A 13,438-nucleotide genomic window follows, 5' to 3' on the forward strand; every position below is an offset into this window, starting at 1 on the left:
TGATCGACATTTTTCGTTTAAGACGATTCATTTTTTTCATACGAATACCAATCAAATACACGTGCAGCATCTTCTTCCTCAAGGTGATGTACACCAAAAGAATCAAGCAGCGCAGAGGATTTCACAAAGGTGTGAATACTTGCGACCCGGCCTTTCTTTTGGAAAAAAGATTGCGTCATCGTATAGTTTTGCATTCGTTTTCTCAAGACAATGCCCGTGGTCTTGCCAATGCCTCTTGATGTCATTTGAATCAATGAATCTTTGATTGTATATCCTGATTGTTTATAAGCTAAATAGCCGAAGAATAGAGCAAGCGGTAACGGAATGAGTCCCAAATACCCCCATGGCGGAAAGCGTATCGACAGGATAACACCTACAAGTAACGGCACAAAGCCATAAGAGATCAGGTAGCGTTTGAGTGAACGCTTCGGTACCTTTTTCAGCTCGCTTTCTGGCGCTGCATGATAATGATCGGTGAATTGTGACAGCAATTCATTGATCTTTTTCTTCCGAATGAGCGGAAATAAGACTGAAGAGGTTTCTTTCTCTGTAATCGAACCTCCTGCACTAACCAGCATCACCGTCGCAAAGCCAAAAGGCTCACGGAGAATATTTTCTTTGATTTTCACTGCTTGAATTCTCGCAAGTGGAATGGTCATTTGATGTCTCTCGATGAGTCCTCTTGTAATGATGATGTCATTCCCTTTTCGCTTTGCAGCAAAATTCGCATACTGAAGTGCTGTTACCCCGACACTCAGGATCCACGCGATCAATACGGCAAAAAATATCAAAATCGCATAGATTTCAACGCTCGCATGGCTTAAAAAAGAGAACTTCTTGAAGAACCCATCCAAAGGAAGAATTTCATCTATTTGCGTGTAGATGGCGAGACACCCGGATATAATGACTCCGATACCGCTGGAAGTGGTGGCAGCCAAAAGCAGCTCTGGCACGCCCATACGATAGGAGACATTGATTTCTTCCTGCACAGGTTTTTGGGCAGTCAAATGGCCAGGCAGATCACCTGCTTCATCCGTCATTTCTTCTTCCTGCAAGCTTTTCTTCCGGTTGAAAATCGACTGCTTTAATTGTTCCGCTTCTGCTTTTGTAATCGCGGTCAGGCTCACTTCTGGACCATCCGTTCCGCCTGCGGTTTCGATTTGGACCCGCACTAAACCGAAAATCCGCTGGAAAATGCCTTCACTTGTATTGACCGTTTGAATTCGTTCTAACGAAATATATTTTTTCTTTTTCGTAATCACACCCGATTCCACGCGAAATTCATCGTCTTCCATCCGGTAGGTGAATCGTCTCCATTCTAAAATAGTAAAAACAGCTTTCCATAAAAGAAGTACACCGAGAATGATAAATGCATAAAACCGAATGCTAGAATTCGAGTTCACAAAAATTAACACAAAAAAAGGGATAATGAAGTTTTTGATCATGGACACAGCATCTGATATAAAATCAATGAACATCGAGATGGGATGTACACGTTTTGGTTCAGACATCATCTTCCGTCACCCTTGCTAAACGAGATATGTAATCACGAAGCTCATCTGCCTCTTCTAATTCTAGCGCCGGTATATCATGAACTGTGGCAGCAGTCGAAATTTGAACAGAGGCCAAACGGTAGCGCCTTAAAAGCGGTCCTTGAGACGTATCAACATGCTGAACACGCACCATCGGCACAATCACACGTGTGACGCGAATGAGTCCATGCTGTATTTCAATTTCATTTTCGAATACTTCGTAGCGCCAGATGTGATGGCGGATTTTTGGTATGAGCCAAATGCCAAAAATGACCTGTAAGACCCATAAACCAGAAAGGATCGCTCCAATCCAATATGGCCATTGAAAATAGTAGCTAGCAATAAATACCCCAATGATGATGAGTAAGAAAATCAATGAGATAATTCCATTTTGAAGACGCCATACCTTTAAACCATTTAAACTAATTTGACGTTGCGGCTGTTTTCTCACATTCTTCCCCCATTCTCTTACTTTTCTATCAATATATTACGTAACAAAGCCTAAAAAGTTTCAATTTTATCCTGTTAAAAAAAGCGAACCCTGCAAAGGATTCGCTCTTGTATGTTAGCTGTTATAAGATTTCTTTTGACGACGATCGTTAGAAGAACGATTGCGGTCATTTGAAGAACGCTTTTTATCACCGTAAGATGAACGGCTTTTCCCGCGATAGCCGCCACCGCCGCCACCGTCTCTACGTTTAGAAGAGCTGCGGTTGTTACGATTGCGTTTTGAAATCATTGGTGCTTCATCTGTCAAACGAACAGGCGTTGCATCTGGCTCTTTTGTCATCATTTTGATGGCAGCCGCAACCACTGTCACAGAATCATGATCTTCCAGCAATTCAGCAGCAGCTGTCATGTAGAAGTTTAAGTTATTTTCACTGATGATTGTGCGCAGACGATCAATGGTTACTTGCTGTTGTCCTTCGATTGCCTCATCTAGTGTTGGTTCTTTCATACGATCCATTTTACGTTTAGTCGTTTGCTCAATCGCACGAAGCATATCTTTTTCACGTGGTGTGATGAATGTCATCGCCATACCTGTACGTCCAGCACGTCCAGTACGTCCAATACGGTGAACGTAGCTTTCTGGATCTTGCGGCACGTCAAAGTTATACACGTGTGTTACGCCTGAGATATCAAGTCCACGTGCTGCAACGTCTGTTGCTACAAGCACATCGATTGAACCTTCTTTGAATTTACGAAGCGCAACCATACGTTTCGCTTGTGTCAGGTCACCATGAATTCCTTCAGCTGTGTACCCTCTAAGGTTAAGTGCTTCAGTCAATTCGTCAACACGGCGTTTCGTACGACCGAAGACAATTGAAAGCTCAGGTGATTGAATGTCAAGAAGACGAGTCAATGTATCAAACTTCTTACGCTCGTGAATATCCAAGTAGAACTGTTGGATGTTAGAGACTGTCATTTCTTTCGCTTTTACTTTTACGTGTTCTGGGTTTGTCATGAAACGCTCTGCAATGCGCTTAATTGGTGCAGGCATTGTCGCAGAGAATAAAAGTGTTTGGTGTTCACTTGGTACATTTGAAAGGATCGATTCAATGTCTTCGATGAAACCCATGTTTAACATTTCGTCTGCTTCATCAAGCACAACTGTTTCAACATTTTGAAGACGCATTGTACGACGGTTAATGTGATCGAGTAAACGTCCTGGAGTCCCTACGATGATATGAGGATTTTTCTTGAGCGAACGGATTTGGCGGCCGATATCTTGTCCACCGTAAATCGGAAGTACGCGCGCACGCTTGTCTTGGCCGATTTTATATAGCTCTTCAGATACTTGAATCGCTAATTCTCTTGTTGGCGCAATGATAATCGCTTGGATGTTTGGAGAAGCTGGGTCAATTTTTTCTACAAGAGGAATACCAAATGCTGCAGTTTTTCCTGTACCTGTTTGTGCTTGTCCAATGACATCTTTATTCTGAAGACCGAGAGGAATTGTTTCCGCTTGAATCGGTGTTGCTTCTTCAAATCCCATGCGGTTAATAGCTTTCATGAGACTTTCGCTTAATTGAAAATCTTGAAACGTTATAGTCAAATTATTCAAACTCCTTCTAATTGCTGTTTCAGTAATCTCGTGAATGATCATTAAAAACTACCCTTTTCTGAAAGGACAGGTCTGTTATATACAAAGCCCGAATTACCCTACATTATATCTTACCATTACACTATTTGTTTTTCAACAAGACAGAAATGGATATATCTACTGCTCTACAATGACAGATTCACCTTCACTTCGATCTCCGTCCATCCATTTCCACTTTTCGAACAGTTGAATTTTTCCGTTATCCAGCTGCTTAGGAGTGGAATTGCAAGCCCCGCTTCTCATGCTGCCGTCCTTGCTTACATGGTGGTATCTAAAATGAAGTGTTCCATCCTCATTCACAGTTCCTACAAGTACGCCAGATACAATACTGCCGCCTTGATATGTGCCCGTTAATATATTCCCGTCCTGACGATATTGAAATATGGTTCCTGCTGACACTTCTCCGTTACTCGAATTACACTGCGGGATAAAGGTTTTTCCGTCATATTGAAACAACCGAATCAACCACCTTTTCTTTCCTATTGTACCATATGCCTGTCACTGATTCGACAAAAATGATGCAAATTTTAACAAGTGGGATTCAATTTATATTAGTTTAGCCACATTTTAGCTTTTCTATATATTAAATTGCTTTTTTTAGAAAATGTTCTACTTTCTCAAACAATTGCTGGGCACATGGCTCATGACAAACATGATGTTTACAATCGGGCAAATAAAACATTTCTTTCTGCCGAGACGGGACTTTATGATAAATAAATTCCGCACTAGAAGCAGGCACTATCCCGTCGTTTTCACCTTGAACAATTAACACAGGCAGATGAAGCTTCTCAAGCGAATTCTTCGTCTGCTTTACCAGCTTCATAAATTCTATCGCAGCTGACAGCGGTGTGCTTGTGAGCTTATGACGATATCGATCATACAAAGGGTTTGTATCAATTAACCCAGACAGGGACTCCTTTACCATCTGCCTTGTGTCTTGCATCATTTGTTTTGGGTTCACATATTTGGCCGCAGCACTTAAAAGGACAAGACGGGCAACTGGGTACTTCGCTGCTAAGTAAGAAGCAATCATTCCGCCCATAGAAAAGCCGACCAAATACACGGTGTCACAAGTTCGATAAAGGGATAGAAGTTCGAGTTCAGCTGTCGCTATCCATTCTTGATAAAGAATGCCTTTTAACTGAAGCTCATCCCCATGCCCCGGAAGCGTGACAGACTGCACATTCCAATCTGCCGCCTGTTTTAAATACTGCGCCAGCGGTTCTACTTCATAAGGGGCACCAGTAAAACCGTGGATACATAAACAGCCAATCATTCTGTCACCTTCTCACTTTTATAGTGCAGTAATGACTTCTTCCAATCTCATTCCGCGTGAGGCTTTGACAAGCACAACATCGTCAGGCCCTGCCACTTCAGCTAGTTTTTTCTTTAGGTCCTCTTTGTCCATAAAGGAGAACACGTGCTCAGCCCCGAATGATTTTTTCGCTCCTTCAGCAATGAATGCACCTAGACGGCCATATGTCATGACATGATCAATAAATTCTGGCTTGATGTAACGGCCTAATTCATAATGATACGTTTCTTCTTCGCTGCCCATTTCGAGCATGTCTCCAAGTACAAGAATACGATTGGCAAAGCCGTCCATATCCCCCACAAGATCAATGGCTGCTTTCATAGAAGTAGGACTTGCATTATATGCATCATTGATGACAGTGATTCCTTTGTCTGTTTTAAACAGCTCAAGACGCATCCCCGTCAACTTCGTTTGCATCAGTCCTTGGGCAATTTGTCTTTCATTCAGCCCAAAATGCTGGCCTATGGCAATAGCGGCAAGTGCATTCTTCACATTATGTTTCCCTAATACAGGAATGAGAAAACCCTGGGCATACCCTTCGACTTGAAATTCTGTTCCTTCTGCAAGCTGATTGATGTGCGTTACCTTGATATCACAGTCCTCTGCTTCTCCAAAGGTTTTTACACGCTGAGAGAGTGAACTTGCTCTTTCGCGAAGCAAGGGCTCATCACCTAAGTAATAAAAAATGCCATCTTCTTTTAACCCTTTTACGATTTCACATTTTGCATCAGCAATGGCTTCTCTTGATCCTAAATCTTGCATATGAGATTCCCCGATATTTGTGATGACTGCTGCATCCGGCTCAGCGAGATCTGATAAAAATTCGATTTCGCCTTTTGCACTCATGCCCATCTCCAAAACCGCAATATCTGTTCCTTCTGGCATTGCAAGAATGGTGAGCGGAAGACCGATATGATTATTAAAGTTACCGTCTGTTTTATGAACTTGATACGCTGTTTGCAAGACGGAATGAATCATGTCTTTCGTTGTGGTTTTCCCATTACTTCCTGTAATACCGACAACACGGGGGTTTTCTTCTTTTAAGTATGATTTCGCCAGCTGTTGAAGCGCAGCTAGTGTATCCTCTACAAGAATAACCGGAACGCCTTCTGGCGGATTGGCTTCTTTTTGATTCCAAAGAACAGCTGATGCTCCAAGCTCCACTGCTTTCGAAGCAAATGTGTGACCGTTAAAATGTTCTCCAATAAGCGGGATAAACAGTGCGCCATCTGATACTTTTCGTGTATCTGTTGTCACTCCGTGAATCTGCGCTTCGCCAAAAGATTGATTAGATAGGATTCCACCAGCCATTTGGGCGATTTGTTTCACTGTACGTTTGATCATGATTTTTCGCCTCTCTTTCTCATTTCACGTTTGAAGGAAAAGAGACACTACCTAAGGATAGTGTCTGCTTGCTGCTCACATTAAAAAGTTGTTTTAATGGTTTGTTTTTCTTGATGGCGTTCAATTGCAAGTGACACCAGCTTTTCAATCAACTCTGGATACTCTACACCAGTGTGCTTCCAAAGCAATGGGAACATACTAAAAGGTGTGAATCCAGGCATTGTATTCACTTCATTGATCAACACTTCACCTTTTTCTGTAAGGAAAAAGTCTGCACGTACGAGGCCAGATCCATCGAGGGCTTTAAATGCCTTAATCGCCATGTCATGAATCGTCTTATATTCATCCTCTGACACACTCGCAGGAATGATCAAATCTGTATCGCCATCTTCATATTTTGCTTTGTAATCATAAAAATCTGTTTTAGGTGCAATCTCACCAACGACAGAGCATTTCGGCTCATCATTTCCTAATACACCAATCTCGATTTCTCTTCCAACGACGCCTTCTTCGACGACCACACGACGATCATATTGGAAAGCGAGGTCAAATGCAGTCTGCAATTCTTCTTTGCTGCGGCATTTGCTAATTCCAACACTTGATCCCATGTTGGCAGGTTTCACAAAGCATGGATAGCCAAGTACTTGTTCCACCTGTTCTAAGCTGTCTTGTGCCGCTTTCTCATAGTCTTTTTTATTGAAAGAAAGGTGCTTTGCTTGTGCAAGTCCTGCTTGTGCAAAAACATCTTTCATCATGACTTTATCCATACCCGCAGCAGACGCGAGAACGCCGTTGCCGACATACGGAATATTTAACAGTTCAAGTAATCCTTGCATTGTGCCATCTTCTCCATTTGGTCCGTGCAGCAATGGGAAGACAACATCAATTTTCTCATCAGCCGATGCAGGCTGTGGAAACATGCTTTCATTTAAAGAAGTTGGTAAAAACGTCTTTGCGTTCTGTTCAAATTGAAGCATTTTGACGTTTGATACTGGTTCAGTGAGTTTTTCTCCTCTTAACCATTCACCCTCTTCTGTAATATAAATTGGATGTATATCGAACTTCTCAGTGTTAAGTGCTTTTGTAACTGCAAGGGCTGTTTGCAGTGATACATTATGTTCGGCTGACTTTCCGCCGTAAATCAATCCTAAACTTATTTTCAATGGATACTCCCCCCACTAAAATTCATCTTTACTATCTTATCACTTTCAAGCAAAAATGCTCTAATTAATTTTTGTTGTTACGTAATTGAAATGATTTGTAAAGGTTGTAAGCGCCTCCCGAGCATTTGTATGTCATTCGCCTTTCATTTATATTAAAATGACATTGAAAAGGAGTTGTGACAAATTGAAAAAAATCACAAGTACTGAACAATTCAATGAAATGATTCAATCAGACAAAGAAGTCATCGTTAAATTCTTTGCAACATGGTGTCCTGACTGCACAAGAATGGACATGTTCATTCCAGACATCCTAGAAGCTTATGCTCACCATGAATGGTTTGAAATAAATAAAGATGATTTCCCTGAATTAGCTGAAACGTATCAGGTAATGGGCATACCAAGCCTGTTAATTTTCAAAAATGGTGAAAAAACAGGTCATTTACACAGTGCAAACGCAAAATCGCCTGAAGAAGTGACAGAGTTTCTTCAAGAGCACGTTTCTTAATTGATTAAACGAAGGACATCAGCAAGTGTTTGCTGATGTCTTTTTTTTTTCAAATCTCTTCATAAGACGAGTTACGCAGCCAAAACGTTTCAAATAGATGTTTTACTTACGACAAGTAATGACAACATTATTTCCTGGGAAAGAATGCAGCGTCGATACAGCTTGGAATATGTCGGTTCCGTGAATTTTCTGAATTGAATCTTTACTTCTGACATTTGTCTTTGTATAATGGAGTTGCTAATTGAAAATGATTATCAATTTCATCTATGTGAAATCCTATAGACGTCCATTCTAATAAAGGAGCGATGAGTCACATGTCTAAGAAGAAAATCAAAACCTATCAGCAATTGATTGAAGAGAACAAAGAGGCCATCATGCGCGATCCTCAAATGATGGAAAGTATATACGAAACCATCGACAAAAAACACCAGAAGCAGCTTGCAGCTGCTGGGCGTGAATCATAAGCACAAAAAGAGCAGTCATCACTGGCTGCTCTTTTGTCTGCTTCAACAAAATGAAAAAAGCCGATAAAATCTGTTATTCGATTTTATCGGCTTTTGTTTTAATGTGATTTCGCTACACGGTCCTGCTTCATTCCTAAATAAATGAGCATATATGTGAGATAACCCATTGTCATCGTTAAACCACCGAAGAAAAATTGAGAAAAGATTGGTTCCTCAAATGTCGTGACGGCAGCAAGAACGATCCAGCTCGCATATAAATAGACCATGAACCATTTCATGTTTCTTTTAAGTGTATACAGAAAGAAAAGACCCGCTAACGAAAAAATCCCCAGCGCTAGTCTGAAATAAACAAGATGATCAAACTGGAAGGCAAAAGACACAAACGAAAACGACAGCAGCAACAAAATTGGTAAAGCCGTAATGAAATTTTTCACGATAGTGCCACCTCCATGACTCCTTCTTATTATAAGACAAAATCAGCGGGTTATCGTGAAATACAGACTCGTTTTCACAAAGATGTCACGAATTTTTCTTGTTATTTGACACAATTTTTACACATTTACATCACGTTTCCAAAAAAGAAGCCAAGCCGATCCAATAAAGAAAACAAAATGCGCCCCTACTATAAATAGAGAAAACAAAAGGCTCATCCCATGAAAAGGCGGTGGTCCTTGAAAGCTGTACTGAGTAAAGTCCGTATTCGCAAAAAGAAGGATTTTCCCCCATTGATTTTCTAAGAGAGACATGATCGGCACAAGTGATTTCGCCGCATATAAAACAAAAAACGAGGTCACAAGTGCAACAAGACTGTTTCTAAACAAACTGGAACACATAAAAGCAAAGCTTGCCATCATGACCACTTCCACCCACTGAGATCCAATGACGGCAAATGTATGCTGAAATAATTGTCCCGTTCTTTCATCAAAATCAGTACCGAAGAAAATAAGACCAAATAGAAAAGCCAAAACATAATAAAAAACAAACAAATAAATGACTGTCAGCAAAAGTGTGATGTATTTTGACAGAAAAATATGCAGTCTTGTTTTTGGCCGGATCAATAAAAACTTGATCGTCCTTTTCTGAAACTCTGTTGAGATCAAGGTCGCGCCAATAACGACAGCAAGCACCTGTAAAATAAACACGACGTTCGTGGAATAAGCAAAATAGTTTGCGACTGTGTCTTGTCCACCAAAGCTTGATATGACTCGTTTCAACGTTAGAGCCATTGCCAGTTGAAATACAACGATCAATAAAAGGGCAATGAATGTGATCTTTTTCCTCATGATTTTCTTATGCTCATTCTTGATGAGGTTAAGCATCTGTCGTCCCGCCTTCCGTCCATTTCATAAACGCCTCTTCAATTGACTGCTTTTGAGGCATCATTTCAAGTACATCAAACCCCGCCAGCACAAGCTGTTTGTTCAGCTCTGGCACACGTTCTTTGTTCAGTTGAAGCAATACACGCTCTCCATTTCGTTTATATGTATACTCGTGTGCGTCAAGCCACGAAACCGCCTTTTCTACTGGCTGAATATTCATCAGCACCTGTTCTTTCCCTTCCATATCCCGGAGATGAGTACTAGCTTTGATCTGTCCCTTTTGAATGATGATCATGCGGTCACATAGCTCCTCTACCTCATGCAATAAATGCGTCGCAAATAACACGGAGGTTCCTTCTTCTTGTACGAGCATTTGCAAGTGCTCCCGGAATTCCTTCATTCCTGCAGGGTCCAGTCCATTTGTCGGTTCGTCTAAAATGAGCAGGTTCGGCCGATGCAAAATAGCTTGTGCAATCCCAAGCCTTTGTTTCATCCCTAGAGAATACGTCTTGACCTTCTGATGAATGGCCTCCTCCAGACGAACTCTTTCCACCACTTCCTGAATGCGTTCCCCCGTCACGCCATCGTGCATCGCTGCATACATTTCAAGGTTTTCAAAGCCTGTTAAATACGAATAAAATTCTGGGTTTTCTATGATCGCACCAACAGACGACATCGCCTGGAGAAAATCCTCATCTTGTGAATATCCATTGATCATGATTCGGCCATTATTTTTTTTCATCAAGCCAACGATCAAGCGAATCAAGGTCGTTTTTCCAGATCCATTGGGACCAAGTAATCCGACAATTTCTCCTCGCCCAATGTCTATAGAAATATCCTGCAAGATCATTTTCCGGCCAATTTGTTTATCGACTTTCTCTACTTTTAAAACAGCAGACTGCAAAGTGGTTCCTCCTTCTGATAAAAAGCCTATGGCGGCAGTTACGACCGCTCATCCTGTAAAAAGTATATCACGGTAGACAAGTCAATCCATGAAAAAAAGGGCTGATCTAGTCAGCCCTTCTTGCTTATTACAGTGATAAGTTAGGGGATGATATATCTTTCTCATGTTTTTTCTCAGTTTCTGTCACAATCACCGCACATGCTGCGTCACCTGTAATATTAACTACGGTTCTTGCCATATCTAATAAGCGGTCTATGCCAAGGATCAGCGCAATTCCCTCAACAGGAAGATTCACGGAATTTAACACCATGGCCAGCATGATGAGCCCTACCCCTGGGACACCTGCTGTGCCAATACTTGCTAATACAGCCGTTAAGACAACAGTCAGCATTTGAACAAGGGTTAATTCAACTCCATACACTTGTGCGATAAAAATAGTCGCAACCCCTTGCATGATCGCTGTACCATCCATATTAATGGTCGCACCCAGCGGCTGTACAAAGCTTGAAATAGGCTCTGGCACCTTCAAGCGCTTTTGAGCTGTTTCCATTGATACCGGCAGCACAGCGTTACTGCTTGATGTACTAAACGCCACAACCATCGCTGGTGAAAATCCTTTAAAGAATGCCATTGGATTTCGTTTAGCTAAGATAGCTACGGTTGATCCATATGTCAGGAAGAAATGCAAGATGAGCGCAATTAACACGACCGAAAAGTAAAGTCCCATTGCTTTCATGGCATCCAGCCCCTGACTGCCGATCGCTGTTGCGATCAAACCGAATGTCCCGTACGGTGCGAATTTCATCACAACACCGACAAGATACATCATTAATTCATTTCCTTGTTCAAACAGCTTCAGCAAGCCTTCCGTTTTTTTACCGAGCATGGCTATGCCAAGACCTAAAAATACACAGAAAACGATAATTTGAAGCATGTCTCCTTCAACTAACGATTGGACTGGATTGGTTGGAATAATGTTGAGTAGTGTTTCTGCCATTGATGGGGCTTCCTCTGCGGAATAATCAGCTGCTTTTGTATCAAAATTGCCGAAGGCTCCCGGCTTGATTAATACAGCTAATGAAATGCCAATGATGATGGCAAAAGTAGTAGTGAGCAGGAAATAAGTAATGGTTTTTGCGCCGATTCTGCCTAGCTTTTTCGGATCACCAAGGCCTGCTACACCGAGCGTGATCGAAAAGAATACAATGGGCACAACCAGCATTTTAATCAGGTTTAAGAAGATTTGACCTAGAGGTGTAAATAAATAAGGGTCTAACACTTTGAATACATTTGGAGCAAATAGGTTGAGCAGCAGTCCTGTGATGGCACCTACAAACAAGGCAATAATAATTTTCGTTGCTAGCTTCAATAAAATCTCCCCTTCCTCGTCAAAAAGCCCACGAGAGAGTCTTCTCGTGGGCCTGCGTATCCATACATGTACCACTGTCTACTCTCTTCACGCTGATGAGGTTAGCTGACGGGTTAGGACGAAGAGATGTCCTTTTTTCTCAGATAAGAAAAATTCACCCCAAAAACTTGGGTCCCCCATTCCTTTAGAAGGATTAAGCGTGTGGTAATATGATATTTTCATACCATTTATACCTTATTTTTGGAAAATTGTAAACAGGTTCATATGAACTTTTTAATTACTTTCTTCCCTATTTGTGACCTCAAGAATATCTAAAATAAACACAAAGATTGGGATACCAATAATAAGTCCCCAAATGCCAATATAGTGTTCAGAGAAGATCAGCACAATAAACGTGAAGAAAATAGGGAGCTCTGTTTTAGCTGACATGAGCTTCGGATTTAAGAAGTATGCCTCAATGGCATGGATAATTACAATCACCAGCACAATATACAGGACATACATTCCGCCTCCGAGTGTATACGCAATGATGCTGAGTGGAATAAGAGAGATCACTACACCCGCTACCGGGATTAAGCCTAGCAAAAAGACCATGACCGCTAACCCAAATAACTGCGGGAAACCCATAATGCCTAGCGCAATTGTCGTTAGCACACAGTTAACGGTTGCAATAATAAACTGTGCTTCGAGTACTTTTCCAAACGTTCGGGAAAATTTACGTCCAAAGAAGGCAATTTCATGATAGAACACGGAGATTTTACTCGTCTTGAACTTGTTCATGAATTGAATGAGGCGTTCCTTTTCGAACAGGAAGAACATGCTTAATATTAAGGACATAATGACCTGGATACTGAATGTGCTGAAATCGGTTATGTATGTATAGAGGAAATTAAACCCTTTCTCAAATAAAGCTGATATTTTGAAATCTCCGAATACGTTCGTGATGACGTCAAAGAAGGGTAAATCTTGTGGATGATCTGCAATTTTCTTTCCTAAATGAAATAGCTGCTCTACCTGTTTGGCGATGATTGGCACAAAAACGAATCCGCCAAATGTCAATCCACCAGCCAGAAGAATATACAAAATGGTAATGACCGATTTCTGTCCTATTTTCAGGAAGCGATTTAAAAAGCCCCTAATGACCCCTTCTAACCGATTCATCAAAAAGGTGAAAATGAAGGTCAAAAGAATTAAATTCATCATTCCTCTTAATAGATATAATGCTGTGGCTAATACTACAAATACTGAAAACCGCTTAACACCGGGTTTTTCGAACAATTTTAAAAATGCCGCCATTACGTTACACACCTGCCAGGACTAAAGTCTATTTTTCATTCGTATCTGATATACATTATATCGGATCTTTCTGTAAATTATATAATAAAAGGTCAATGAGGTCTTACGATTCGTATTAATTTT

At 41.1% G+C, this 13,438-nt stretch carries 14 protein-coding genes and 1 riboswitch; of the genes, 2 read left to right on the forward strand and 12 right to left on the reverse strand.

Annotation, left to right across the window (positions count from 1 at the left end):
* Nucleotides 1-17: 17 nt before the first annotated feature.
* The 7 genes from NSS92_RS11865 to NSS92_RS11895 all read right to left on the reverse strand — a co-directional run bounded on the left by NSS92_RS11865 (nucleotide 18) and on the right by NSS92_RS11895 (nucleotide 7,458).
* On the reverse strand, nucleotides 18-1,514 hold the full coding sequence (locus tag NSS92_RS11865; RefSeq protein ID WP_340868145.1) for a PH domain-containing protein: 1,497 nt from the start codon (nucleotides 1,512-1,514) through the stop codon (nucleotides 18-20).
* A complete protein-coding gene (locus NSS92_RS11870) occupies nucleotides 1,504-1,983 on the reverse strand; it encodes a PH domain-containing protein (RefSeq protein WP_252057393.1) in 480 nt (159 codons plus the stop codon). The genes NSS92_RS11865 and NSS92_RS11870 overlap by 11 nt, the downstream gene beginning before the upstream one ends.
* Nucleotides 1,984-2,097: 114 nt before the next feature.
* Nucleotides 2,098-3,588: a degradosome RNA helicase CshA gene (cshA, locus tag NSS92_RS11875; protein ID WP_142154087.1), complete on the reverse strand. Its 1,491-nt coding sequence runs from the start codon at nucleotides 3,586-3,588 to the stop codon at nucleotides 2,098-2,100.
* Nucleotides 3,589-3,753: 165 nt separating this feature from the next.
* Entirely contained in the window at nucleotides 3,754-4,092 is a 339-nt protein-coding gene (locus NSS92_RS11880) for a n-acetylglutamate synthase (protein ID WP_340868155.1), read from the reverse strand.
* 127 nt (nucleotides 4,093-4,219) lie between these two features.
* Nucleotides 4,220-4,912, reverse strand: a complete 693-nt coding sequence (locus NSS92_RS11885) for an alpha/beta hydrolase (protein ID WP_267587641.1) — start codon at nucleotides 4,910-4,912, stop codon at nucleotides 4,220-4,222.
* Between the two features lie 18 nt (nucleotides 4,913-4,930).
* Nucleotides 4,931-6,295 carry a UDP-N-acetylmuramoyl-tripeptide--D-alanyl-D-alanine ligase gene (locus NSS92_RS11890; RefSeq protein WP_267587642.1) on the reverse strand — a complete coding sequence of 455 codons (1,365 nt, stop codon included), beginning with the start codon at nucleotides 6,293-6,295 and terminating at the stop codon, nucleotides 4,931-4,933.
* Between the two features lie 80 nt (nucleotides 6,296-6,375).
* Nucleotides 6,376-7,458: a D-alanine--D-alanine ligase gene (locus tag NSS92_RS11895; RefSeq protein ID WP_340868159.1), complete on the reverse strand. Its 1,083-nt coding sequence runs from the start codon at nucleotides 7,456-7,458 to the stop codon at nucleotides 6,376-6,378.
* A gap of 184 nt (nucleotides 7,459-7,642) precedes the next feature.
* Between NSS92_RS11895 and NSS92_RS11900 the strand changes: the two genes are divergently transcribed.
* Complete coding sequence (locus NSS92_RS11900) at nucleotides 7,643-7,963, forward strand: thioredoxin family protein (protein ID WP_034283964.1); 321 nt, start codon at nucleotides 7,643-7,645, stop codon at nucleotides 7,961-7,963.
* Nucleotides 7,964-8,277: 314 nt separating this feature from the next.
* Entirely contained in the window at nucleotides 8,278-8,427 is a 150-nt protein-coding gene (gene fbpB / locus NSS92_RS11905; RefSeq protein WP_267587646.1) for a Fur-regulated basic protein FbpB, read from the forward strand.
* A gap of 98 nt (nucleotides 8,428-8,525) precedes the next feature.
* Here fbpB and NSS92_RS11910 read toward each other — a convergent pair whose 3' ends face one another.
* From NSS92_RS11910 to NSS92_RS11930, 5 genes are all read right to left on the reverse strand, one after another.
* Nucleotides 8,526-8,861 (reverse strand): hypothetical protein, encoded by a 336-nt coding sequence (locus tag NSS92_RS11910; protein WP_048240324.1) that lies wholly within the window; start codon nucleotides 8,859-8,861, stop codon nucleotides 8,526-8,528.
* A 117-nt stretch (nucleotides 8,862-8,978) separates the two neighbouring features.
* Entirely contained in the window at nucleotides 8,979-9,746 is a 768-nt protein-coding gene (locus NSS92_RS11915) for an ABC transporter permease (RefSeq protein WP_267587647.1), read from the reverse strand.
* Nucleotides 9,739-10,650, reverse strand: coding sequence for an ABC transporter ATP-binding protein (locus NSS92_RS11920; protein ID WP_340868168.1), 912 nt, complete (start codon nucleotides 10,648-10,650; stop codon nucleotides 9,739-9,741). The genes NSS92_RS11915 and NSS92_RS11920 overlap by 8 nt, the downstream gene beginning before the upstream one ends.
* 127 nt (nucleotides 10,651-10,777) lie before the next feature.
* A complete protein-coding gene (locus tag NSS92_RS11925; RefSeq protein WP_267587650.1) occupies nucleotides 10,778-12,019 on the reverse strand; it encodes a dicarboxylate/amino acid:cation symporter in 1,242 nt (413 codons plus the stop codon).
* A 76-nt stretch (nucleotides 12,020-12,095) separates the two neighbouring features.
* A riboswitch (cyclic di-AMP (ydaO/yuaA leader) is annotated at nucleotides 12,096-12,229 on the reverse strand.
* Between the two features lie 63 nt (nucleotides 12,230-12,292).
* Nucleotides 12,293-13,315 carry an AI-2E family transporter gene (locus NSS92_RS11930; RefSeq protein WP_267587651.1) on the reverse strand — a complete coding sequence of 341 codons (1,023 nt, stop codon included), beginning with the start codon at nucleotides 13,313-13,315 and terminating at the stop codon, nucleotides 12,293-12,295.
* Between the last annotated feature and the right edge of the window lie 123 nt (nucleotides 13,316-13,438).

Source organism: Bacillus sp. FSL M8-0166, assembly GCF_038008825.1.
GTDB lineage: Bacteria > Bacillota > Bacilli > Bacillales > Bacillaceae > Bacillus > Bacillus safensis.

Coding starts and splice junctions, on each gene's coding strand:
- fbpB (WP_267587646.1), top strand. CDS start 8,278: ATGTCTAAGAAGAAAATCAAAACCTATCAGCAATTGATTGAAGAGAAC.
- NSS92_RS11890 (WP_267587642.1), bottom strand. CDS start 6,295: ATGATCAAACGTACAGTGAAACAAATCGCCCAAATGGCTGGTGGAATC.
- NSS92_RS11915 (WP_267587647.1), bottom strand. CDS start 9,746: ATGCTTAACCTCATCAAGAATGAGCATAAGAAAATCATGAGGAAAAAG.
- NSS92_RS11930 (WP_267587651.1), bottom strand. CDS start 13,315: ATGGCGGCATTTTTAAAATTGTTCGAAAAACCCGGTGTTAAGCGGTTT.
- NSS92_RS11885 (WP_267587641.1), bottom strand. CDS start 4,912: ATGATTGGCTGTTTATGTATCCACGGTTTTACTGGTGCCCCTTATGAA.
- NSS92_RS11865 (WP_340868145.1), bottom strand. CDS start 1,514: ATGATGTCTGAACCAAAACGTGTACATCCCATCTCGATGTTCATTGAT.